The organism is Aneurinibacillus tyrosinisolvens (assembly GCF_001015055.1).
GTDB classification, from domain to species: Bacteria; Bacillota; Bacilli; order Aneurinibacillales; family Aneurinibacillaceae; genus Aneurinibacillus_A; species Aneurinibacillus_A tyrosinisolvens.
In genome coordinates, this window is record NZ_BBWZ01000004.1 from 238,289 (window position 1) to 261,848 (window position 23,560).

At 48.4% G+C, this 23,560-nt stretch carries 23 protein-coding genes and 2 pseudogenes; 16 read left to right on the forward strand and 9 right to left on the reverse strand.

Annotated features, from left to right (window positions below):
- Positions 1 to 93 precede the first annotated feature (93 nt).
- Positions 94 to 771: a deoxyribose-phosphate aldolase gene (gene deoC, locus MBEAL2_RS06005; RefSeq protein ID WP_047151396.1), complete on the forward strand. Its 678-nt coding sequence runs from the start codon at positions 94 to 96 to the stop codon at positions 769 to 771.
- Here the strand turns inward: deoC and MBEAL2_RS06010 are convergent.
- Together MBEAL2_RS06010 and MBEAL2_RS31650 are read right to left on the reverse strand one after the other, a co-directional pair.
- Positions 768 to 1,694: a Na/Pi cotransporter family protein gene (locus MBEAL2_RS06010; RefSeq protein WP_047151397.1), complete on the reverse strand. Its 927-nt coding sequence runs from the start codon at positions 1,692 to 1,694 to the stop codon at positions 768 to 770. The genes deoC and MBEAL2_RS06010 overlap by 4 nt on opposite strands.
- Complete coding sequence (locus MBEAL2_RS31650) at positions 1,691 to 2,224, reverse strand: hypothetical protein (protein ID WP_047151398.1); 534 nt, start codon at positions 2,222 to 2,224, stop codon at positions 1,691 to 1,693. The genes MBEAL2_RS06010 and MBEAL2_RS31650 overlap by 4 nt, the downstream gene beginning before the upstream one ends.
- A 96-nt stretch (positions 2,225 to 2,320) precedes the next feature.
- On the opposite strand from MBEAL2_RS31650, the gene MBEAL2_RS31655 reads away from it, so the two are divergent.
- The 3 genes from MBEAL2_RS31655 to MBEAL2_RS06030 all read left to right on the forward strand — a co-directional run bounded on the left by MBEAL2_RS31655 (position 2,321) and on the right by MBEAL2_RS06030 (position 3,670).
- Entirely contained in the window at positions 2,321 to 2,488 is a 168-nt protein-coding gene (locus MBEAL2_RS31655) for a hypothetical protein (protein ID WP_161798177.1), read from the forward strand.
- A 75-nt stretch (positions 2,489 to 2,563) separates the two neighbouring features.
- Positions 2,564 to 2,800: a hypothetical protein gene (locus MBEAL2_RS06025; protein ID WP_047151400.1), complete on the forward strand. Its 237-nt coding sequence runs from the start codon at positions 2,564 to 2,566 to the stop codon at positions 2,798 to 2,800.
- 129 nt (positions 2,801 to 2,929) lie between these two features.
- Positions 2,930 to 3,670 carry a hypothetical protein gene (locus MBEAL2_RS06030; RefSeq protein WP_161798178.1) on the forward strand — a complete coding sequence of 247 codons (741 nt, stop codon included), beginning with the start codon at positions 2,930 to 2,932 and terminating at the stop codon, positions 3,668 to 3,670.
- Positions 3,671 to 3,744: 74 nt separating this feature from the next.
- On the opposite strand, the gene MBEAL2_RS06035 is transcribed toward MBEAL2_RS06030, so the two are convergent.
- Together MBEAL2_RS06035 and MBEAL2_RS06040 are read right to left on the reverse strand one after the other, a co-directional pair.
- Positions 3,745 to 4,245, reverse strand: coding sequence for a spore coat protein (locus MBEAL2_RS06035; RefSeq protein ID WP_047151402.1), 501 nt, complete (start codon positions 4,243 to 4,245; stop codon positions 3,745 to 3,747).
- 143 nt (positions 4,246 to 4,388) lie between these two features.
- On the reverse strand, positions 4,389 to 4,598 hold the full coding sequence (locus tag MBEAL2_RS06040; protein WP_047151403.1) for a hypothetical protein: 210 nt from the start codon (positions 4,596 to 4,598) through the stop codon (positions 4,389 to 4,391).
- Positions 4,599 to 4,761: 163 nt separating this feature from the next.
- On the opposite strand from MBEAL2_RS06040, the gene fadH reads away from it, so the two are divergent.
- On the forward strand, positions 4,762 to 5,526 hold the full coding sequence (fadH, locus tag MBEAL2_RS06045; RefSeq protein ID WP_047151404.1) for a 2,4-dienoyl-CoA reductase: 765 nt from the start codon (positions 4,762 to 4,764) through the stop codon (positions 5,524 to 5,526).
- Between the two features lie 105 nt (positions 5,527 to 5,631).
- On the opposite strand, the gene MBEAL2_RS06050 is transcribed toward fadH, so the two are convergent.
- From MBEAL2_RS06050 to larE, 4 genes are all read right to left on the reverse strand, one after another.
- Positions 5,632 to 5,832 carry a cold-shock protein gene (locus MBEAL2_RS06050; RefSeq protein ID WP_047151405.1) on the reverse strand — a complete coding sequence of 67 codons (201 nt, stop codon included), beginning with the start codon at positions 5,830 to 5,832 and terminating at the stop codon, positions 5,632 to 5,634.
- A gap of 192 nt (positions 5,833 to 6,024) precedes the next feature.
- Positions 6,025 to 6,831, reverse strand: coding sequence for a nickel pincer cofactor biosynthesis protein LarC (gene larC / locus MBEAL2_RS06055; RefSeq protein WP_369405471.1), 807 nt, complete (start codon positions 6,829 to 6,831; stop codon positions 6,025 to 6,027).
- Positions 6,828 to 7,634: a nickel pincer cofactor biosynthesis protein LarB gene (gene larB, locus MBEAL2_RS06060; RefSeq protein ID WP_047151407.1), complete on the reverse strand. Its 807-nt coding sequence runs from the start codon at positions 7,632 to 7,634 to the stop codon at positions 6,828 to 6,830. Before larB ends, larC begins: the two co-directional genes overlap by 4 nt.
- Positions 7,631 to 8,455 (reverse strand): ATP-dependent sacrificial sulfur transferase LarE, encoded by an 825-nt coding sequence (gene larE / locus MBEAL2_RS06065; RefSeq protein ID WP_269082444.1) that lies wholly within the window; start codon positions 8,453 to 8,455, stop codon positions 7,631 to 7,633. Before larE ends, larB begins: the two co-directional genes overlap by 4 nt.
- A gap of 300 nt (positions 8,456 to 8,755) precedes the next feature.
- Between larE and hutH the strand changes: the two genes are divergently transcribed.
- The 5 genes from hutH (at position 8,756) to MBEAL2_RS30035 (ending at position 15,850) form a co-directional block, all read left to right on the forward strand.
- Positions 8,756 to 10,249, forward strand: coding sequence for a histidine ammonia-lyase (gene hutH, locus MBEAL2_RS06070; RefSeq protein WP_047151408.1), 1,494 nt, complete (start codon positions 8,756 to 8,758; stop codon positions 10,247 to 10,249).
- A 54-nt stretch (positions 10,250 to 10,303) separates the two neighbouring features.
- Complete coding sequence (locus tag MBEAL2_RS06075) at positions 10,304 to 11,554, forward strand: DUF445 domain-containing protein (protein WP_047151409.1); 1,251 nt, start codon at positions 10,304 to 10,306, stop codon at positions 11,552 to 11,554.
- 77 nt (positions 11,555 to 11,631) lie between these two features.
- Complete coding sequence (locus tag MBEAL2_RS06080) at positions 11,632 to 12,942, forward strand: ATP-binding protein (protein WP_052947518.1); 1,311 nt, start codon at positions 11,632 to 11,634, stop codon at positions 12,940 to 12,942.
- A complete protein-coding gene (locus MBEAL2_RS06085; protein WP_052947519.1) occupies positions 12,942 to 13,838 on the forward strand; it encodes a response regulator in 897 nt (298 codons plus the stop codon). The genes MBEAL2_RS06080 and MBEAL2_RS06085 overlap by 1 nt, the downstream gene beginning before the upstream one ends.
- A 29-nt stretch (positions 13,839 to 13,867) precedes the next feature.
- Entirely contained in the window at positions 13,868 to 15,850 is a 1,983-nt protein-coding gene (locus MBEAL2_RS30035; RefSeq protein ID WP_082129785.1) for a response regulator, read from the forward strand.
- A 2-nt stretch (positions 15,851 to 15,852) separates the two neighbouring features.
- Here the strand turns inward: MBEAL2_RS30035 and MBEAL2_RS06100 are convergent, their stop codons facing one another.
- The gene (locus MBEAL2_RS06100; protein WP_047151411.1) at positions 15,853 to 16,356 is read right to left on the reverse strand and encodes a GNAT family N-acetyltransferase; all 504 of its coding nucleotides are present in this window, start codon (positions 16,354 to 16,356) and stop codon (positions 15,853 to 15,855) included.
- 226 nt (positions 16,357 to 16,582) lie between these two features.
- Between MBEAL2_RS06100 and MBEAL2_RS06105 the strand changes: the two genes are divergently transcribed.
- The 6 genes and pseudogenes from MBEAL2_RS06105 (at position 16,583) to MBEAL2_RS06130 (ending at position 23,529) form a co-directional block, all read left to right on the forward strand.
- Entirely contained in the window at positions 16,583 to 17,593 is a 1,011-nt protein-coding gene (locus MBEAL2_RS06105) for an ABC transporter ATP-binding protein (RefSeq protein WP_047151412.1), read from the forward strand.
- On the forward strand, positions 17,559 to 18,530 hold the full coding sequence (locus MBEAL2_RS06110) for an ABC transporter ATP-binding protein (protein WP_047151413.1): 972 nt from the start codon (positions 17,559 to 17,561) through the stop codon (positions 18,528 to 18,530). Before MBEAL2_RS06105 ends, MBEAL2_RS06110 begins: the two co-directional genes overlap by 35 nt.
- 45 nt (positions 18,531 to 18,575) lie before the next feature.
- Positions 18,576 to 20,218 (forward strand): annotated as a pseudogene (locus MBEAL2_RS06115) (ABC transporter substrate-binding protein).
- A gap of 77 nt (positions 20,219 to 20,295) precedes the next feature.
- Positions 20,296 to 21,299, forward strand: a pseudogene (locus tag MBEAL2_RS06120) (ABC transporter permease).
- 13 nt (positions 21,300 to 21,312) lie between these two features.
- Positions 21,313 to 22,209 (forward strand): ABC transporter permease, encoded by an 897-nt coding sequence (locus MBEAL2_RS06125; RefSeq protein ID WP_047151414.1) that lies wholly within the window; start codon positions 21,313 to 21,315, stop codon positions 22,207 to 22,209.
- Positions 22,210 to 22,452: 243 nt separating this feature from the next.
- Positions 22,453 to 23,529 (forward strand): D-alanine--D-alanine ligase, encoded by a 1,077-nt coding sequence (locus MBEAL2_RS06130; RefSeq protein WP_047151415.1) that lies wholly within the window; start codon positions 22,453 to 22,455, stop codon positions 23,527 to 23,529.
- Positions 23,530 to 23,560: the final 31 nt, after the last annotated feature.

A 23,560-nucleotide genomic window follows, 5' to 3' on the forward strand; every position in this document is an offset into this window, starting at 1 on the left:
GGAAAGGAGGAAAAGCGGGTACGATAATAATATCTCTGTTTTAACGAAAGCGTACAAATTACTCGGAATTGAAAACCGGAGGGAGACGACCAAATGACGGACATAAATATCGCTTCTTACATTGACCACACTTTGCTAAAGCCTGAAGCCACAGCTGATATGATCGACAAGTTATGCAAGGAAGCTGTGGAGAATCATTTCTTTGCCGTATGCATCAATCCACACTGGGTCGAGCGGGCAAAGCAGAACCTTGCCGGCAGCGAGGTAAAGGTAGCTACTGTCGTAGGGTTTCCTTTAGGTGCAAATAAATCGGAAGTAAAAGCATTCGAAGCAGCCCAGGCAATTGAGGATGGCGCGGATGAAATCGACATGGTAATTAATATTGGCGCATTAAAGTCAGGCGATGATGAGACGGTCTTGAACGATATTGTCAGTGTTGTTGCTGTATCGGCCGGCAGTGCACAGGTTAAAGTGATTATTGAAACCGGCATCCTCACCGAAGAAGAAAAAGTGCGCGCTTCTAAGTTGGTCAAAGAAGCGGGAGCGCATTTCGTAAAAACCTCAACCGGTTTCGGCTATGGCGGCGCCACCGTCCAGGACGTCGCGTTAATGCGAAAGACGGTAGGAACGGAAATGGGCATCAAAGCAGCCGGCGGAGTACGCGACCGTCAAACGGCTGAAGAAATGATTAAAGCGGGAGCAACGCGAATCGGAACAAGCGGCGGCGTCACGATCGTACAGGGACAGACTATTTCCGGCGATCAATACTAATTTTCCTTAATGGAAAGAGCGGCAAGCTTTGCGATCGCTTTGGTAAACGGCAGAGCCAATAGGGAGCAGACGACGTTGAATATCGTCTGTGCATGAGCGATTTGCAAACCGGGCTGGTCGGTGAGCGCTGTAACTGTATGGGCAAGAAGCTGAATGAAGGGAAGAAAAAGCAGCACGCCCGTCACGTTCAGAAAGACGTGAACCCAGGCTACGCGTTTGGATGCTGTATTGCCACCTATGGCTGCCAGAATTGCCGTAATGCACGTGCCGACATTGCTGCCCAGGATGATGGCAATCCCCATTGTGAGGGGGATCGCATTTTCATTCATGAAGCCCATCGTAATGGCGGTCACCGCAGAGCTGCTGTGGAGAATAGCGGTAAAAACCGTTCCGATCAGAATGCCCCCCATATGATGGCTGGACATTTGCGTCATTACGTCCGCGAATAGCTGGGTGTGCTGCAGCGGGAGCGCAATTTTCTGCATCACTTGAATCCCGATAAAAACGCAGCCGAAACCGGCAACGGAGGCTCCAACCGCACGAATCACGGGATGCCGGATAAGCCACAGGATGCAGCCAAGCACAAAAATGGGAAACGCCATGCCGGTTAGATTTAAGGCGATTAATTGCGTCGTAAACGTAGTGCCGATATTTGTGCCGAGAATGATGCCGATCGTCCGCGGAAAGGTTAAAAGCCCGGCATTCGCCAGTCCCATTGTAATGACGGAAACAGCGCTGCTGCTCTGTATAAGCATGGTGACAATGGTGCCGGTAACCATTCCTCGCGTTGGTGTTTTTGTAAAACGGACAAGCCAGTGGCGCATGCGTTCCCCGGCGATGTTGAACAGCCCGATTCGCATCAGCCTCATGCCGCCCATAAATAAAGCTAATCCCGCAAGAAGCGGTACCAGTATGGATATCATGTGATTCCTCCCGAATGCCTTGATTTCATACCGTATATGTATGCGGCTTTCAGGACAGGAATGACAAGCAGCGGAGGCATTTGCCGAAATGCCCCCGCGATGTTTTTTATTATTATGGAAAGTATATGTTGCTTTAAAGTAGTAAAGAAAAAGACCGAAAGGTCAAAAACGTTAGAAAAAAGGAAGGGCAGTCCACGCAGACCGGCCTTCCTGACCCAGCGGAACCTCCTGGAGAGCAGGAGAAGCCCACCATTGTCTTCATCTTCGAGATACCCAGATGTTTGGTGGGCCCTGCTCGCAGGGAGGTGGAGCGGACAGTAGCCCCTTCCTCGCGGAAGGGAAAGGCAAGTGGAATGAACTTTCTTTTTTCCTTTTTTAATAGGGCCCGCAAACGAAGGAGGTAATTCTTCGTGTGTCTGTTCCACCGACAACGTAGCCGTAATGCGGATAATAGCGATAGTATGAAACGGTGCGCTGCCGAATCCTAAAAGGCCAAATCCAGTATTGCTGTCCGTTGTCCAGCCAGACATATGTCCAGCGATAGAGGCACATGCGCAGACTGGACGGGCTTACGGCTTGACTGGAAAGACCTTGGCTTTGCTGCGGGATATAGGAGGGCGGAGGCGATGTTGGCTGGGGTCCTCCCCCTGCTCCGCCGGGATAACCAGTGGTATGACCGCCACCGGGATACCGCCGCCTGGGTAGCCACTACCGGGTGGATTCTGAAGCGGCAATTGTCTCTCTTCATACTCGTCATCATTGTAACTCATCATAACACCTTCCTTTCGGTATAGACTATTCACCACACTGGGGAGGTGCGTATAAAATAGGCAGCAGCCTGAACCAGGACATAGAAAGGGGAATGCACAATGAACGAAAAAAGCAGCTGTAAACTGGACCATTCTTTAGAGGACGTAAAGAAGAAGCAGGAAGCGATTTCTGCGTTTCTGCCTGCGGAAATTGCAGCCTCTCTTACCGGGTATTTGCAAGGGGAACGAAGCCAGGAGGAGCTGAATCATGTTTTCCATTTGCTGAAAAAATACGATCTTGCCGGGGAACAGGAAAAGCAAAGGAGAAATGAGGAGCTTACCAGGTTGTTTACATAGGAAGAATGGTTACTTGTCATTATCGATCTAAAGTAGTATTTTGCAAAGAACTGGCGTTATACTCTACAAAAGAAACGTGAAATATGCGAATATGTTAGGAGGATAATGAAAGGAAGGAACCATTTGCTAATGAAGAAATCCATAAAATTTCTGGCTCCGAAAAAACGTGTATACTGGCTGGTTGCGGGAAGTGTAGCCGTGCTTCTACTTGTGTCTACCACAGCATTTATGAAATTCAATCCTGCTTCTAAGACGGAAACTCATCCAAATAGCAATCAATTGATAAAGCCATCTAGTGAGAATCCGGCTGCCTCCCCAGGCAGCGCCGGGGATACTGGAATAACCGCTACACCGCTTAATAAGACGCTTGATGAAGCAAGAACAGAGGGAGTTTACTCTGGATCCGGGGGCAGTTCATCCTACAATACGAATGGGTCATCTAATGGAGGAGCCTCTTCAACGAACCAGATGGAATCAGTCCCGGAAACAACAATGACATCCATTCAGCCGGAAACGGGCCAATCCGGAATTGGATTGGATGCAAACACAATCAATCAACTGCGCAGCTTCGGCATCCGCGAAGGTGACCTTGCGAAGATTGACCGGATGATTGCAGATGGCTTTGACCCGAAAGAGCTTGCAAAATCTTTGCGAAACAATGGGAATCAGAATCTGGCGGCAATCGTAGAGAATGTGCCGCGCCGGGACAAAGAACAAAACAAGCATGATGGAAAAAAGCAAAATGAACAAGGGAAAAACACAGCAAATCAGATAAGCGGCCAAGATAATGGACAGAATAACGGACAATATTATGGACAAAATGATGGGCAAAATAACGGACAAAATAACGGACAAAATAATGAGCAGTGAGCCATGGTAAATAAATAAAAGGAAATACAGGAAAAAAAAGCGCCTGCTATAGGCGCTTTTTCTTATAAGGTTAATTACAGAATATTCAATCTTGCAACCAGGGCAGCAAGAACCTGAGCGAGAAGCTGGATGTTGACCGCAACGTCTGTATCTGTTGTCGTTACCCTAACCCCACGGGAATTCTCAATGATTGTTCTTTGCGTATTAACCTGCTTGATTTGCGATTTCTGGAGCAAATCTTGTGTAATGGCGTTTGCTGTCTCGCTGCTGCCAATAGAAACGCTGATGACAAGCGCGATCAGAACTTGTAATGCAACTTGCAAATTAACAGCCGCCTGTGTGTCTGTTGTCGACACCTCTACATCGCAGGAATCCTTAATGACAATCGCTTCAGCTGACACCTGGGTAGTTTCGGATACTTGGTCTGCATTCTGTGTTATTTCAGCCTCTGCAAACGGATGCCTTGAGCAGGCATCGAGCGCGGACCAGCTGCTGCGGTGTCTAGCACGATGGCTCCGATGATGCCCTTTTCTTTTCTTGCGAGAACAATGGCGTTTCCGTGATTTTTCACTCATTCTTATTCCTCCTTGTTTTGTATTTGTAATATGATATGGAAGGAATTTGGATTATGTATAGACAAACTGCCCCCGTCAAACATCCAAAAATAGAAGCCAGGCAAATGTAAGTACAATTTGCCTGGCTTCTACTTTCTTTAGCTTCACTTTTCCTTCTGTTTATTTAAGAATTCATCCACTTGCTTTTGCATATCCTGCACCAGTGCTTTAAGCTGTTTTCTCTGTTCATCAGACAGATTTGGCGGTTCGGATACATTGTGCTTACTTAAAACATCGCTGACTAGCAAATCAATTAAAGGCTGGGGAATAGGACTCCCGCCTCTTTCGGTATTGTTTGCTGTGGAATCGCTCATTTAAACATCCTCCATTCCAATATCATCAAACTAATACTAATATGGTATGCAAGGGCGAACGTTGAGTGAGAGAAAGAAATTTATTTCGCCCATAAAGCGCTTTCAATTTCGGCATATTTTTATTAAAATTAATAGTATTCAAAAAACAGTAGGAGGCAGGAGAATGAAAGAAAAAGTTGTGATTATTACCGGTGGATCAAGTGGAATGGGAAAAGCGATGGCAAAAAGATTTGCAGCTGAGGGGGCTTTTGTTGTCATTACAGGCCGCACGCTGGAGCGAATGGAAGAAACAAAAAAAGAGATTGAACAATTTGACGGCCAGGTGCTCTGCGTCCAAATGGACGTTCGAAATCCAGAAATGGTTCAACACATGGTGGATGAAACAAAAAAAACATTTGGAAAAATTGATCATCTCGTGAATAATGCGGCCGGGAATTTTCTATGCGCCGCGGAGGATTTATCGATAAACGGGTGGAATTCAGTCATTAACATTGTACTGAACGGCACCTGGTACTGTACGCAGGCGGTAGGGAAAGAGTGGATTGCAAACGGACAGCGAGGAAGCATTCTTAACATGGTAGCTACTTACGCCTGGCTGGCGGGGGAACATGTCGTTCATTCTGCTTCTGCAAAAGCAGGCGTATTGACAATGACGCGCACGCTTGCCGTCGAGTGGGGAAAGAAGTACGGTATCCGTGTTAACGCAATCGCCCCCGGTCCGATTGAAAATACAGGGGGAGCAGATCGCCTATGGGAATCTGAAGAGGCGTATAACCGGACGCTGAATAGCGTTCCGCTAAAACGGCTGGGAACGCCGGAAGAAATTGCAGGCCTGGCGTATTACTTGCTATCGCCCGAGGCTGAGTACATAAACGGAGAATGCATCACGATGGACGGCGGGCAATGGATTAACCGCCAGCCGTTTTAAGTGAGAAAAGCCTTGCGGTCCCATGGTAAAAATCCAACTTAATGATCCTATCAAAAAGCCCCACAGTTATGATAACTGTGGGGCGTTCACTTAATTCGTTATTAATTATAATTTAACAACGTTAGCAGCTTGAGGTCCACGGTTTCCTTCAACAACGTCGAATTGAACTCGTTGGCCTTCATCTAACGTCTTGAATCCGTCTCCACTAATTGCAGAGAAATGTACGAATACATCGTCGCCGCCTTCAACTTCGATGAATCCAAAACCTTTTTCTGCATTAAACCATTTAACTGTACCTGTGTTCATGTAAAAACCTCCAAAATAATAATACTTATAATATGCGGCATCTAATTACCTGGGTAATAGAAAATTCACATATTATAAAGAGTCCCAGTCAGAAGTGATCACTCTTTATAACATGTGAATCGCGTACTTCATATACAAGGTTAACTAAATTATAGCACGCGCACATTCGAATTGCAAATAAAATCCATAAGTTTAACTATGGCCGATAATTACGCGCAGAACGTTCGGTTTTCCGGGTAAATCGCGCGTGCCTGCTCCGTATCCGATTGCCTCTACCTTCATGGATGGCACGGTTCCGAAAGATGCAGCCTGGCCTGCGATAATTCCAGCACCTGTAGGCGTCGTTAATTCATAAGGAAGGGAAGTATGGGCAACAGGGAGCCCCTGCATCATGTCCAGTGTAGCCGGCGCCGGTACCGGATAGACGCCATGTGCACAGTGAATATGGCCGGATCCAAGCGGAAGCGGTGAAGAAATGATTTTCTCGATACCTAATTCCTCAATGGCAATCGCAACAGCTACAATATCAAGAATGGAATCGATCGCTCCGACTTCATGAAAGTGGACGTCTTCTATAGGAATGTTATGGATTTTTGCTTCCGATTTAGCGATGGGCGCAAAGATCTGTTTGCTTCTCGCCTTGACGCCCTCTTCCAGAGTAGACCCATCGATCATTTTAACAATATCCGCATAATGGCTGTGATGGTGATGAGAGTGTTCTACGTCCGGACCATGGTGATGGGCATTGGGATGTGCGTGGCCGTGCGTATGTTCATGAGAAGCCTCGCTGCCACTGCCATCCTGGAGAATCACATCGAATTTCGTGGCGGAAATGCCCTGCTTTACTACCCGGCTCCAGCGAAGTTCATACCCGGAAACCGGAAGTTTTTTCAATTCCTGTTCAATGCGTTCCTTTGAAGCCCCGGCATCTACGAGCGCGCCTACTGTCATGTCCCCGCTGATGCCGGAAAAACAATCAAAATAAAGTGTTTTCATCATACTTCTTTCCTTTCGTCCAGTGCTTTGCGCACCGCTCTGTCGATCGTATAGGTAAGGGTGGCCGCATAGTAACCCGCCCCAAAGCCGTTGTCGATGTTGACAACCGATACGCCGCTCGCACATGAACTGAGCATGGAAAGCAGGGCAGCAAGCCCATTCATGCTTGCTCCGTATCCAACGCTTGTCGGCACGGCAATGACGGGTTTCGATACAAGACCGCCAATGACGCTTGCAAGTGCTCCTTCCATGCCCGCAACAACGATAACGGCGGTTGCCTGTTCGATTTGCGATACTTTATCCAGCAGGCGATGCAGTCCGGCAACACCAACATCGTACGTACGCTCCACCCGATTCCCCATCACTTCAGCCGTAATGGCCGCTTCTTCCGCTACAGAAAAATCAGAAGTGCCTGCACATACAACAGCGATAAACCCTTCCTTTGGCATCTCTGCATAATGGCGTGATATCCAATGCAGGGTTCGCGCTTCGGTGTGATAATGAAACGTTTCTTCAGGATGATCTGCCTGCAAATGCTGTAAGAGGAAGGAGGCCTTCGCCTCGTCAACCCGGGTAGCCAGCACTTTTTTGTGGTGGTGCATCAATCGCTTGAATATGCCGAGTAAATGGGCTGGCGCTTTGCCTTCTCCATAGATGACCTCGGGAAACCCGGTGCGCTTCTCCCGGTCGGTATCGAGTGTTGCATAACCCAATTCCTCATATGATTGCATTTTTCCCCGGGCCTCTTGTACGGACAATGTCCCGTTCTGTACCTGTGTGAGCCATTCTGTCAAACTATCTTTCATTGGGCTGCTTCCTCTTTCAGCACTTCGTTCATGCTGCCTGAACGGTATCCTTGCAAATCAAGTGTTACATAAGAGAATCCGTAGGACTTAAGGGCACGATCGATTTCTTCGTGGTGGGCAAGAACCGCTGCCATCTCTTCCGGCATGACTTCAATGCGGGCAATTTTATCATGGTGGCGAACGCGTACCTGGTAGAGGCCTAAATTTAACAGGAATGTTTCGGCTAAATCAAGCTGGTCGATTTTTTCCTGTGTAATTTTTGTTCCGTATGGAATGCGTGAGGAGAGACAGGCAAAGGATGGCTTATTCCATGTAGGCAGGCCTAGCTCTTTTGAAAAAGCGCGAATTTCCTCCTTATATAGCTCTGCTTCCTGCAGCGGGCTTCGCACGCCGAGCTCGCGGGCCGCTTTCATTCCGGGACGGTACTCCCCTAAATCGTCCATGTTGGAACCATCGACAATCGTATACGCGTCTCCATATTGCTCGATCAGCTCCTGCAGGTGGCTATAGAGCCCGTTCTTACAGTGAAAGCAGCGGGTCGGATCGTTTTTAACAAAATCCTCGTTTGTCAGCTCGCTCACCTGCGTTTGGATGTGGCGGACACCGATTTGTTTGGCAAGGTTCACAGCGAGAGTAAATTCCCGTGTCGGAAACGTCTCCGATGCCGCAGTCACCGCGACGAGTTGTTCCGGAGCGGCTTCCTTTGCACGGGCAAGCAGGAAGGTACTATCGACCCCCCCTGAGAACGCTACCATGATAGGTCCCATTTCTTTAAGAATCACTGTCAACTGTCTGTTCTTTTCTTCCGGCGTTTTGTTCACTGCTGGGACACCTCCATGTTGTATATTATTTTTTACTTTATCATATACAGGACGGGGATGACTATATTTTACGGTATCTGACATCTTGGCTTGACAGGACAATGAATTGTATATTACCTTTAAGTTATCTGACAAGTAAGGGTTTACAGCAATAGATGGGAGTGCCCGCATATGAAACGAACAGGAAAAACCCATAATGCATTTTTAAAGAGGCTGTCTGCGGAATAGTGAAATTCCGGCAGGCAGCCTCTTTCGTTGTCTAAAGAGATAAACTTCTAAAGGAATAAAGGGGCGATTAGCATGACCGTATTGATTGATGGAAACCATTTAAGTTTTGAACAAGTAAAGCGAGTCGTGTATGACGGGGAGAAGGTAGAACTGACTTCCCAGGCGTGGGAACAAGTACAGAAAAGCCGCCAGGTGATAGAACAATACGTAAAGACAGGGAAAGTAGTATACGGTGTGACAACCGGCTTTGGTAAATTCAGCGATGTTGTGATTCCTGCGGGGGACGTGGGGGATCTGCAGCTGCATTTGATTCGCAGCCACGCATGCGGTATTGGAGACCCGTTCCATGAAAAGATCAGCCGGGCTATGATTTTGCTGCGGGCAAACGCGCTGGCCAAAGGCTATTCAGGAATTCGCAGGGAAACGCTTGAACTTCTGCTCTCTCTTCTTAACAGCGGCATTCATCCTGTCATTCCCCAGCAGGGCTCCCTAGGTGCAAGCGGCGATCTAGCACCGCTTTCGCATCTGGCACTCGTCCTCGTTGGCGAAGGGGAAGCTGTATACAAAGGAGAGGTGCTGTCCGGCGGAGAGGCGCTAGTGCGTGCAGAGCTAAAACCAATTCATTTACAGGCGAAGGAAGGCCTCGCGCTCATTAACGGGACACAGGCAATGACCGCTGCAGGTGTCATTGCGTACATGGATGCGGTCCAGCTTGCTGACAGGGCGGATCGCATTGCGGCCATGACCCTCGAAGCCCTTCTCGGCATTATTGATGCATTCGATGAAAGGGTGCACCATGTGCGTTCGTACCCGGAGCAGGCGGAAGTTGCGCGTAGAATAAGAGAACACGTAGCAGGAAGCCGCTTAATTACGAGACAGGGAGAGCTGCGCGTGCAGGATGCCTATTCGCTCCGCTGTATTCCTCAGGTCCATGGCGCCATCCGGCAAACGATGGAGTATGTGCGGCAGAAGCTTGAGATTGAGATGAATGCGGCCACGGATAACCCGCTTGTTTTTACCGAGGACGGGCACGTGATTTCCGGGGGGAACTTTCACGGGCAGCCGATCGCTTTTGCAATGGACTATCTGGGGATTGCATTCGCGGAGCTGGCCAATATTTCTGAGCGGAGAATTGAACGCCTGGTAAATCCGCAATTAAACGATTTGCCGCCTTTCTTAAGTCCTGAACCGGGCAAGCAATCCGGACTTATGATTGCACAGTATGCGGCGGCTTCGCTCGTATCAGAGAATAAGGTGCTCGCACACCCGGCCAGTGTAGACTCCATACCAAGCTCAGCAAACCAGGAAGACCACGTGAGCATGGGAACGATCGCTGCACGGCATGCTATGCAAATTATAGTGAACGTCAGGTACGTGCTCGCGATTGAAGCGATTTGTGCGGCGCAGGCCATTGAGTTCCGGGGGGTGGATAAAGCAGGCATGGGTACAAAGCGTCTGTACGAAGAAATCCGGAGCGTTGTCCCTACGATTCAGGAAGACAGGATGTTCTCGCGTGATATTAAGAAATTGGCCGAAAGGTTAACGAGACAATACCAGGTTTGTTAAAGGCCGGGGAATCAGGTATGATAAGCGTAAGTAAACAATAGTGAGGGAATATTCATGTCCGGACAGGCAAAACATATTGCAGGAATTTCACTGGGAGTGATGGGGGCAGGCTTTGCCGCCACACTTCCTTTTCAAGGCCATACGGTGCTGCACATTCTACAGGGCGGGTTTGAAGCGGGGCTGGTCGGCGGATTGGCCGACTGGTTTGCAGTCACTGCTTTATTCCGCCATCCGATGGGAATCCCGATTCCCCATACCGCACTTTTACCGAAGAACCGCGATAAAATTACCGGGGCTTTAATTAATACACTGGAAAATGACTGGTTAACGAAAGAGAGCATTACAGAAAAAATCCGAAGTGTCCGCCTTACTGAAAAAATTGTGCATGTATTTGAGCGGGAGCTTTATTCCGATACGGTAAAAACCGGCCTGAGTGTGCTCAGCCGGCATATTATCGGCAACATCGATTTGTCTGCTTACCTTCCTTTATTTGAGAAAAAAATAAAGGACTATTTGCACGGGATTGATGTGCAGCGCATCCTGCACCGTCTCATAGATAAAATTACTGAGGCTGGATACGAGGAAAAAGCGCTCGATCTTCTGCTTGCCAGGGCCGGGGAGTGGGCAATCCGCAGTGAAACGCGCAAAAAGCTTGGCGGGATCGCCCTGCACGCGCTTGAGAACATTGAGCTGGACGGCTTTATGCAGTTCGCTTTGAAATCCTTCAGCGGTATGCTGAATGAAGAGAAGCTGGGAGGAATCATCCAGACGCTTATTGTCAGAGGAATGGACGATTTACGCCGCCCGGAAAACAAGAACAGGCAGGCTCTCCTTGCCTACGTTCGGGAAGAAATGGAAAATCTAAAGCATAACCCGAAGGCTCTTGCCAGCATCAATGAATGGAAACAGAATACGATAGAGAACCTTGATATAAAGGACAGGCTTTCTGATACCCTGCTCGATTTCCAAGTAAAGGCGCTCTCATTCGTACAGGAAAAAAGCTTTACTGAACAATACGTTCTTCCGCTTCTGGCGCGCCTCCTCGAGAGGATCAAAGAAAATGAGACAATGATGGAAAGCTTTGAGAACTGGCTACAAGAACAAATTGCCGGGCTCGTTGAGGCAAACCATTCTAAAATTGGCGCACTGGTGAAGGAAAATCTGGATAAGCTGGACAATGAAACATTAATCGAAATGATGGAAGGGAAAATCGGAGGAGATTTGCAATGGATCCGGGTAAATGGCGCGATTTGCGGTTTTCTCATCGGGCTTATCCTGACTGGAATCCAGACGCTCGCCCGGTAGATAGACACAGGCTGGCCCCGGGAAACGGGGCTTCTTCGCTCTGCGGCTTTCTAACGATACGATAAGGGACGATGACAGTGAATCGAAAACTGCTTATTCTGCTTGCGCTTATTGCGGCTACCGTTTTGTTTGGTGAACTTAAATATGTGCCGTTCCACAGCGAGTTTCGCATCAGCTTCGGAAGCGCTGTCTTCTTCTTTCTCCTCCTGTGGCTGCAGGATACTCCCATTCCACTGGCATCCGGGTTAGCGGGAGGGGCGGTTGTCCTGTTTCGCGTGTGGCTGGATTACATACTAGCACCGGGCAGTTTTACCGTCTGGGCCAGCCTTCTCACGCATCTTCCCTCTTTAACCTTCTATTTAACGTTTGGTTTTGTTCTTACTGCGGGGAGGGTGCGGCGGTACTTGAATATTCCGCTGGTACTGGGGCTTATCGGCTTTTCTGCCGACTTCCTGGCAAACCTTACCGAGTTATTTGTCCGCAAGAGTCTGGCGGCCGGGGCTTCTCTGTTCCCTTTTGAGCCCCGGGAGGATTATCTTCTGTTTATCCTTGCGTTCGTCCGCAGTTTCTTTGTGGTCGGTTTTTTTAATATGATTCAGATAGGCCACCTGCGTGAAATCAGCCGTGAGCAGCGGCTTCGCTTCGAGAAGCTCCTCCTTATAAGCAGCGACCTTCATATGGAATCCCTTTATTTAAAAAAAGTAATGGGGCATATCGAACAGGTGACGAGAGACGGATATAACCTGTACCGGGATTTGAAACCACTGGAAAAACACGGGCACCTTCCGCAGGCGGACCCTCCCCTATCCATGCGCGCGCTGAGCATTGCCGAGGAAGTACATGAGATTAAGAAAGATTCGCAGCGCATTCTCAGCGGCGTAAGCAGGATTATCGAGCAGGAGGCCGTCGTAGACGAGATGACCATCGAAGAAATCGTCTCCCTTGCTATCGGGGCGAATAAAAAATACGCGGAGATGCTTGAAAAAAACATCAGCTTTACTTCTGCCGTCCATACGTATCTGGTAACGGATAAAATATATGCACTGCTTTCCGTCCTAAACAATTTGCTGTCCAATGCGGTGGAAGCGATTGAACAGCAGGGGGGAATCAGTGTGCGGGTCCAGCAGGAGAAAGAAAACCTTATAATTCGGATAAGCGACAGCGGCGGTGGAATTGCCGGCGGGGATAAGCCGTATATTTTTATCCCCGGCTATACAACCAAATATGACAACAAGGGGAATCCATCGACCGGTATCGGTCTTGCCCATGCTCTGCAAATCGTGAACGAGTACGGCGGCAAGCTTGAGGTAGAACAGGGACAGCCTCCTGAATGCACCATATTTGTTATTTGTATTTCCGCTGCCGCTCTGCAAAAGGAGAAGGGATAATGAGATTCAGTTTTTTTATTATTGACGACGATCCCTCATCGCGTAAGATGCTCCACAATATTATTGAAAACGAGGACCTGGGGGATATCGCGGGCGAAGCGGACGATGGATTTGGTGTAGAGTCCAGTATCATGGTGCGGAAGTGTGACATCGTACTTGTTGATTTGCTCATGCCGAAGCAGGACGGGATTGAAACGGTTGTACGGCTAAAAGATATGGGCTACAAAGGGAAGTATGTGATGATTTCCCAGGTCGAGCACAAAGAAATGGTGGCAGAGGCGTACAGTAAAGGCGTGGAATATTTTATACATAAACCGATTAATCGGATTGAGGTCGTAGCTGTACTGAGAAAGGTAATGGACCATATTACACTTGAGCGCTCGCTGCAGGGAATACGCAATACACTGGCCATGCTGGATACACAGCCGCAGGAACAGCGCCCGGTGCGAAGCGATTCCTATATCCATAGCGTGCTGGCGGACCTTGGGATTTTAGGTGAGTCAGGAAGCCAGGATTTAATTCACCTTGTTGAATTCCTGCTGGAGCGGTACAGCAAGGAACGTATCAAAGAACTGCCGGCCTTAAAGGATATTTTTACCGATTACATACGTGAACGAGACAAGGATTCGTCCGATACCGATATTCAGCGTGAAGTGAAGGCGATGGAGCAGCGCATTCGCAGAACGGTCGCCAGGGGGCTGCACAATCTATCCTCTCTTGGCCTGGAAGACTACGGCAACCCCAAGTTTGAAATGTATGCCTCCAAATACTTTGACTTCGCTGATGTAAGGCAGAAAATGCGGGAGATTGAGCAAAATGAGGAAGTGTCCCGCATTCGCTTAAATGTGAAAAAATTTATCTTTACCCTTTACTTAGAGACAAAAGAACATGCATAGAGCAAAGAAAAAATGGGGGAGGGAATCCAGTGCTGAAGCTGTTTGTGTCCTGTGGTGTGTGGCTGGGGCTTGGCCTCGTTGCTCTGGGGCTGCTGCTGCCCTTCTGGGTACAGCCCGAATACGCGGGGATTGCCCCGCTCATGGAGTTGCTCAGAAGCACGCCGACAGGGAATTCACTCATACTGACTTTGTTTTTTCTCATGTTATGGAATACGCTCTATTCTCTGCCTTATTATCTCGGTTCATTTTTACTTGCGGATGAGGTAGGAGAAAGGATGCAGCGGACGTGGATAAAGGCGGCTCTTCCTTTAGCTGTGGTTCCTCTTCTGTCTTTCGCCGTTCAGCAATATAATTCGCTCAAATTTACGTTCGGCATTCCGGATATTCTACTGCTGCTCGCTATGCTCATCCTGCAAAAACTAGCAAAAGGCAGATTGAGCTTTCCGATGAAGTCTTTCATTCTCGTCCAGCTGCTGATTGGTTTTCAATCGCTTGAGGTTGTTCCATGTTTAAGCGCAGCAGGCTTTGGGAGCCACCCCTACCTGCTAGAGATAAAGCAAGTTTCCCGGCATATCGGATTTGACCAGGCGCTCAATACAGGCGGGCTGCTCGTTTGCTTCATCCTGCTCATTAATACGGCGATTCTTTCCGCTTTTTTTACGCTGTCGCTGCAGAAATGGAACGATCGAAAAACGCTGCACCTGGCGCAGCTGGAGGCCATTCAATCGCGCTCCGGGCGCGAGGTGCTGCACCTGGTGCACGATTTAAAGACACCGCTCGCTTCGATGGAGGGCCTTATTTCTTTAATTGAAATGCGTGTTCCGGACGAAAAAATAAAAGAATACTGCCGTATATGCTCGAGATCTATTTCTTCTATGAGTGAAATGATATCCGAAATGCTGTATGAAGACAGGAAAAGCTGGTTTCACCTGGAGGAAGTCATGGATTATGTGAGGGCCAGCAGATTGAGCGGAACAAATGTAAGCGTAGACATGGACATGCCTGTAGAAGATAATGTATATATCTGGGTAAACAAAATCCGCGTAACGAGGGCACTCGTTAATTTGCTTGATAATGCATTCGACGCCATTAAGGATAAGGAAAACGGGAGAGTTACCCTGCACGCACGCGTTCAGGGAAATGAAGTATCGCTCGGCGTATCGGATAATGGCCCGGGCATTCCTCCTGACAAACAAGAAAGGGTGTGGCAGGCAGGGTACAGCACGAAACGGCACCCGGGACTTGGCCTGGCGTTTGTGAAACAGGTAGCTGAGGGGCACAATGGCTCGGTAACGATACAAAGCGGCATTGGAGAAGGAACAACCGTATGGATGCATCTGTGGGGAGGGAAAGGGCAGATGAAAATATTAATTATGGATGACGATGCTTCGGTTCGTTTTATGCTCAGCGAAATTTGCTCAGCGGCTGGCTGGCAGACGGAGACAGCAAGCAATGGGCGGGAAGGGCTTCACCTTTTCTCCGGGGAGAGATTTGATGTTGTGCTTGTTGATTACCATATGCCGGAAATGGACGGAATGATGGCCGTGCAGGAAATCCGCCGGCTGGATAAAGAGGTGCCCATCCTTGTTTTAACCGTAGATGAAAGGCAGGAAATCGCGGACCGCTTCCTGGACAGAGGAGCGACGGATTTTGCGTTGAAACCGGTCCGGGCTCCGGATCTTATTTCAAGGATACAGCTGCACATCCGCCTTTCGCAGCTCACAAAAGGGACTCAGGAAGGAAGAGGAGCAGTAAACCAGGCGGAAGAAGAATTGGCTTCACCGAAAGGAATCAGTAAAACGACCCTCAGCCACATCGTCCAGTATTTGCGCAGCAATCTGGAGCCAAGTACGGTTGATGAAATCACGAAAGAAGTGGGACTGGCTTACCCTACGGTCTACCGTTCCCTTGTTTATTTAATGCAAAAAGGCAAAGTACGGACGATTATTAGCTATCAGAAGGTAGGGCGCCCGAAAAATAGATATGAATGGCGAAGCGGGGAAGAAGCGTAATTTTAAGAGATTCTTTTACCGAGAATAATTAAATCTCTCTCGATTCCATCTAATTCTGCAATATTGGGCAGGTGTGCCCATTTTTCAAAACCAAAACTGGAAAACAGGTTAAGGCTGGGCTGGTTATGACCAAAGATGAAACCGAGTAAAGTCTTGATCTGGAGTCTGGGACAAGCGTCTATCGCATTCTGTATCATATATTGGCCGATTTTCTTGCCTCTAAAATCTTGATGAATATAGATGCTTATTTCTGCTGTTGCGTTATAAGCAGGCCTGCCATAGAACGATTGAAAGCTTAACCACCCGCACACTTGCCCCTCGTATTCTATAATCCATAGAGGCCTGGAAGAAGGAGAATGTTCTTCAAACCATTGTTCCCTGCTGCTGACAGAAACAGGCTCTGTATCAGCGGTTACCATTCTGCCTGGAATGGTTGAATTGTAAATATCTACTATGATGGGCAAATCATTAATTTTGGCATCTCTGATTCGAATATCTGTTAACATGAATAACTCACACCCTAAACAAATTATGTTATGATATTTTCTTACATGTTAACTTATCTTACATGTGAAAATCAACAAGAATATCTGTTGTTTTTTTCTTTTTTTTCTATTGTTGTAGGAAAGCAAAGACTATATACTTGGCTCATAAATTAACAAAAAATTAACGCAATTATAACAAATCGCAGGAGTTAATATTATCAGTTACGTGAGATTGGAGGGTGAAAAAATGAAGCCGCTGCTCGAAGTCGAGGGATTAAAAACTCATTTTTTCACGAGTGATGGTGTCGTTCGTTCCGTTGATGGCGTCGACCTCATTGTAGGGGAAGGGGAAACGGTAGGTGTAGTAGGGGAGTCGGGCTGCGGGAAGAGTGTAACCTCGCTCTCAGTTATGCGTTTAATCCCGTCTCCGCCCGGTAAAATTGTCGATGGAGCCATCCGTTTTCAAGGCAAAGACCTTGCACAGGTGCCGGAATCAGAAATGCGCAGCATCCGTGGGAATGAAATCGCCATGATTTTTCAGGATCCGATGACAAGCTTAAATCCTGTCTTTACAATAGGTGAACAAATTACCGAAACGATCCGGCTCCATATGAAGCTGGATAAGAAAAAGGCGATGGAGCGGGCGGTTGAACTGCTCAGGCAGGTTGGGATTTCCCGCGCTGACCAAATCGTTCGTGAATATCCGCACAGGCTCTCGGGCGGAATGCGCCAGCGTGTTGTCATTGCGATGGCGATGGCCTGTAACCCAAAGCTGTTAATCGCGGACGAACCGACAACCGCGCTTGATGTGACCATCCAGGCGCAAATTCTTGACCTCATGCGAAGCTTGAAAAAGGAACATGGGACTTCGATTTTAATGATTACACATGACCTTGGCGTTGTAGCGGAGATGTGCGAGCGGGTCATCGTTATGTATGGCGGTAAAGTAGTGGAAGAAGCGGATGTCGATACCCTGTTTGAATCGCCAAGCCATCCGTACACCAAAGGCCTTCTGCAGTCAATTCCTTCCCTTGATGATGAGAAGGAGTGGCTGGATTCCATACCGGGAAATGTCCCGATTCCATCGGAAATGCCGGCCGGCTGCAAATTTGCCCCGCGCTGCCAGTACGTAATGGACAGGTGCCACGCAGAAGAACCGGTATTATATGAGCTGGAGAACAGGCAGAAATCCCGTTGTTTTCTTGTTGAGGAGGGAACTGGACATGTCGGAAGTTCTGTTGAAAGTAAAACATCTTAAGAAGTACTTCCCGATTCGGCAGGGGATTATGCAGAACGTTGTCGGGCAGGTAAAGGCGGTAGACGACGTTAATTTTGAAATCTACCGTGGTGAAACCTTTGGGCTGGTAGGAGAGTCCGGCTGCGGAAAGTCAACGACAGGCCGCTCGATTCTTCGATTGATTGAGCCGACCGAGGGTGAGATTCATTTCGACGGCAGGGACGTTGGCTCGCTGTCCCATCGTGAAATGCGCAAAGTGTACAGGGACATGCAGCTTATTTTCCAGGACCCGTATGCGTCGCTTAACCCAAGGAAAACCGTCGAGAAGCTAATTAGCGAACCGATGGCCGTACATAACATGTATACACCTGGCGAGAGGAAAAAACGGGTGCACGAGCTGCTTGAAGTCGTCGGGTTGAATGCGTTTCACGCCAACCGTTATCCGCATGAGTTCTCAGGCGGACAGCGGCAGCGAATCGGGATTGCCCGCGTGCTCGGACTGCAGCCGAAACTCGTCATTTGCGATGAACCTGTTTCCGCTCTTGACGTATCGATTCAGTCCCAGGTATTGAATTTATTGAAACAGCTGCAGCAGGATTTTGGACTTACGTATTTGTTTATCGCGCACGATTTAAGCGTGGTGAAACACATCAGCGATCGAGTCGCTGTTATGTACTTAGGCAGAATTGTGGAGCTGGCTGACAAAAAAAGCCTGTACGACAAGCCGATGCACCCGTATACACAGGCACTGTTATCGGCAGTTCCGGTTGCGAACCCGAAAGCAAAGCGGGAGCGCATTATTCTGGAAGGAGACGTACCAAGCCCTTCCAACCCACCAACCGGTTGTACATTCCACCCGCGCTGTTCGGCCTGCATGGACATATGCCGGACAGAGCGTCCTGTCCTTCGCAATTTAGGGGACGGGAATATGGTGGCTTGCCATTTATACAACGAATAAACAAAAGGGGGTATTGCAGTGAAGTTTAGAAAGAAGGCGACATTTATGCTCACTTCTGTCCTTCTCGCTACGTCTTTGGCTGTTACTGGCTGCGGCGGCGGTGGTGGCGCAGATAAGGCAGCAGGGGGCAGCAAGGAAGCGGCAACCAAGCCTGCTGCTGAACAGCAGGGCGGAGGCACGCTCATTTTTGCCCGTGCCAGCGATTCCAGCCACTTGATCCACAGAACGTAACAGATGGGGAATCCTTGCTCGTTACCAAAAACATTTTTGACACACTCGTTGATTACAAGAAAGAGAATACGGAGATTGAACCATCCCTCGCGACGGAGTGGAAGCACTCTGACGATGGAAAAGTGTGGACATTCACCCTGCGTGACGGCGTAAAATTCCATGACGGAACAGAGTTCAACGCCGACGCGGTTGTATTCAACTTCGAGCGCATGATGGATAAGAAAAACCCGTACCATACAGGCGGAGAGTTTGATTACTTCCCTGGCCAATTCGGCGGATTTAAAGGAGAACCGAGCGCTGTTATTAAACAAGTAAAGGCCCTGGATAAAACGCATGTTGAATTTACGTTAAACATACCACAGGCTCCTTTCCTGGCAAACATGGCAATGCCTTGTTTTGCGATTGGCAGCCCGGAAGCGATTAAGCAAGAAAAAGACAAATTCGGCCAGAAACCCGTAGGAACAGGTCCGTTCGTCTTCAAAGAATGGAAACCAAACGATACGATCACACTTGAGAAGAATAAGGACTACTGGTTAAAGGATGAGCCGAAGCTCGATAAGCTCCTTATCCGCGTAATTCCGGACAATACAGCCCGTCTGACCGCTTTAAAAGCAGGCGAAATTGATTTAATGGACGGCTTAAATCCATCCGATGTGAAAGCTGTACAGGGGGATAAAAACCTTCAGGTATTTTTCCGTCCGTCCAATAACATTGGGTACCTGTCTTTTAACAACTTGAAGAAGCCTTTCGACAATCCAAAAGTGCGCCAGGCTCTTTCCATGGCGATTAATAAGCAGGCAATCGTTGACGGATTCTTCAGCGGCCTTGGCGAACCGGCGAAAAACCCGATGCCGCCGTCTCTGATGGGATATAACAATGATGTAACAGACTATAAGAATGATCCGGAAGCAGCGAAGAAGCTTCTTGCGGAAGCAGGGTATCCGAACGGTTTCGAAACGGATTTCTGGGCTATGCCAAAAGCGCGCCCTTACATGGCACAGCCGCAAAAAATCGCAGAGTCCATCCAGGCTGATCTGGCTAAAATCGGGGTAAAAACGAAGATTGTAAATATGGAATGGACAACATACCTGAAGAAAACAAAGAACGGGGAGCATCCAATGGCATTGTTCGGCTGGACGGGTGACAATGGTGACCCTGACAACTTCTTGTATGTGCTGCTTGACAAAGATAATGCAAAGCCGCCTGCTGCCAACAACATCTCGCTTTACAAGAGCGATAAAGTTCACGACCTTCTCATCAAGGCACAGACAACACCGGACAACAAAGTTCGTGAGGAGCTGTACAAACAGGCCCAGGTGATTATCCACGAAGATGCACCGCTCGTTCCGCTTGTACACTCTAAGCCAGCTCTTGCCGGCGGAAGCAATGTCAAAGGCTTCACACCGCATATGACAGGTACAGATAAGTTTATCGGTATTACGATTGAAAAGAAGTAAAAAGGAAACCTCTCGAAAGAGTGCATGTCACAACTGCATGCACTCTTTTTTCCTTAATCATAAGGTAGGTGAAAATCATGTTTGCATACATTATTAGGCGGCTCCTTCAGCTTATTCCTGTGTTGTTCGGAATGTCTCTTATTGTTTTTCTTATTATCCATGCGATACCGGGTGATCCGGCCCTTGCTGTTCTCGGGGAGCGGGCAACACCGGATGCGGTAGCGGCTTTACGTGCAAAGCTTCACTTAAACGACCCGCTATATATGCAGTACTTTTACTACTTAGGAAACGTCCTAACGGGGGATTTGGGGAATCGGTACGTACGAAGAAGGCCATCAGTGATGAAATTCTGCCGTATCTTGCCGCCACAATCGAACTTGCCGTGTGTGCGCTGCTGTTTGCTATTGTTGTAGGTGTTAATGCAGGGATTATCGCTGCCTGGAAGCGTGCCTCGTGGTTTGATTATATTGCGATGCTCATTGCCCTTGTAGGTGTATCGATGCCTGTATTCTGGCTTGGCCTGGTGGAGCAATGGATTTTTGCAGACAAGCTGGATTTGCTCCCTTCAATCGGGCGCTTCAACGCACGCGAGCCGATTGAAAGCATTACGAATTTCTATATTATCGATACGATCATCGCCGGCAACTGGACGGGTTTATGGGATGTTGTAAAGCACCTGATTCTCCCAGGCGTTGCGCTTGGAACAATCCCAATGGCCATTATTGCACGGATGACACGCTCCTCCATGCTTGAAGTCATGAAATCGGACTTTATTCGCACAGCGAGAGCGAAGGGAGTTAATGAGTTCTGGGTTGTTTATAAGCATGCCTTAAAGAACGCATTCACCCCGGTTCTTACCGTGATCGGCCTCCAGCTTGGCTTGCTGCTCGGGGGTGCTGTACTGACCGAAACGATTTTCAGCTGGCCGGGGATTGGGCGCTACATTAACGATGCAATTTCCTTCCGTGATTATTCCGTTGTACAGTCAGGCATTCTTGTTATCGCTTTTATTTTCGTTATGATTAATTTAATTGTAGATATTTTATATGCCTACCTGGATCCGAGAATTCAATACAAATAGGGGGTGGTAAAGGATGGATAGTGTAATTCAGCCAAATACCGAAGGTGTGCAGGCGGTACCGGTAAAACGAAGCACTCCGTGGCGGGATGCGTGGCTCAGGCTAAAGAAACAAAAAACCGCGCTTGTCGGTCTCACGATTATTCTTTTCTTTGTCATCCTCGGGATTTTCGCCCCCTTTATCGCACCGGGGCAATGGGATGGGAGGAATATAAAGGAACAGCTGCTGGCGCCGAACGCGCAGCACTGGCTTGGAACGGACGACTTAGGCCGCGACATCTTAACACGCATCATTTATGGTGCCCGCCTTTCTCTTTCGGTAGGCTTTTCTTCTGTCATCGGATCGATTGTTGTTGGAACGGCTTTAGGATTGGTTGCAGGGTATTTCGGCCGCTGGACCGATACAATTATTTCCCGGATTTTCGATATTATGCTTGCCTTTCCGAGCATTCTTCTCGCGATTGCGATTGTCACGATTTTAGGTCCGGGCCTTTCTAATGCATTAATTGCCATTGCGATTATTAACATTCCAACGTACGGCCGCCTTGTACGTGCCAAGGTGCTTACCATCAAGGAAGAAGAGTACATTGTGGCGGCAAAAGTGATGGGAATGGGGCATGCACGGATTTTATTCCACCATGTGCTTCCCAACAGCTTAGCCCCTGTCATCGTTCAAGGCACACTTGGCATTGCTACGGCCGTGATTGAAGCGGCAGCACTCGGGTTTCTCGGATTGGGCGCTCAACCGCCGCAGCCGGAGTGGGGCAAAATGATTGCCGACTCGGCCCAATACATAACAAGCGCGTACTGGACGGTTCTTTTCCCCGGCCTTGCCATTGCGCTGACCGTTCTCGGATTTAACCTTTTTGGTGACGGACTGCGTGATGCGCTGGATCCGAAAATGAAACACTAATTATTGAAGACTCTCAGCGCCGCTGAATAGAACCCCGCTGCTCTAAGCAAGCGGGGTTTGTGTTATTTTTAAGAAGTGAATATATTTCCTGCAATAGAATGAGGTAGAGCGGGAAAAAAACTGGTATGATAATTACTGTTGGCGATTTTTTAATTCCTACATATGTTAAAAGAAAAGATAGGCACAGACCGGAACGGGAAGGCAAGCACCTGATATCCAGGTCACAACAAGGAGGCGTTCTGCATGGCGAATAAACAGAGATTAGGAATTATATACGGCGGGAAATCGAGTGAACACGAGGTTTCCATTCATACAGCCTTATCCATTATTAAAGCGGTGGATAAAGCACGGTATGATGTGCTGCCGATTTATATACAGGTTACCGGACAGTGGGTAGAAGGTTCATGGGTGAAGGAAGAACCTCAGCATGTTGACGAGCTTCGTTTATCGCCCGAGGTATACGCTGCGCCGGATGTTTTTGCGTTAAAAGAAAAATTAGATGTGATTTTCCCGGTCATTCATGGACCGAATGGGGAAGACGGGACACTGCAGGGATTTCTGGAATTAATCGATGTTCCTTATGTGGGGTCCGGTGTGCTCGGCTCTGCGCTTGGGATGGATAAAGTGATGATGAAAGAAGTGTTCGGCAACGCCGATATTCCGCAGGGTGCGTACCGAAGCTATGTACGCAGCCGGCTGCAGGATGGGATAGATGAAGTCTGCCGGGAAGTTGAACAATCCCTTGGCTTTCCTTGCTTTGTAAAGCCGGCTAACATGGGCTCAAGCATCGGGATTAGCAAAGCGAAGGACCAGGCTTCTTTAAAGAAGGCGCTCTTGTTTGCGGCCAAATTCGACCGGAAAGTAATCGTCGAAGAGTTTATCTCCGGCCGCGAATTGGAAATCGCCGTTCTCGGTAACGACGATCCTAAGACGTCTGTGGTCGGCGAAATCGTTTCTAGCAACGAATTCTATGATTATGAAGCGAAGTATAAGAGCGACGGCACACGCCTCGATATCCCGGCCCATGTGCCGCAGAGTGTAGTAGATAGGATGAAAGAGCTGGCTGTTAATGCTTTTCTTTCCCTTGATTGCAGTGGTTTGTCCAGGGTTGACTTCTTCTGGGATGAAGAGAATGACAAACTGTACATTAATGAAATCAACACGCTGCCCGGCTTCACGCCTTTCAGCATGTACCCGATGCTGTGGAAGGAAGCAGGAGTTTCCTATCCTGAGCTCATTGACCGGTTAATCTCTCTGGCAGGGGAACGCTGCCGCGAGAAGAAGGAAAACGAACTTGTGGCGGAGAGTTTCTACGAATAAACAGATAAACGAAAGGGAGGCCGGTTTACCC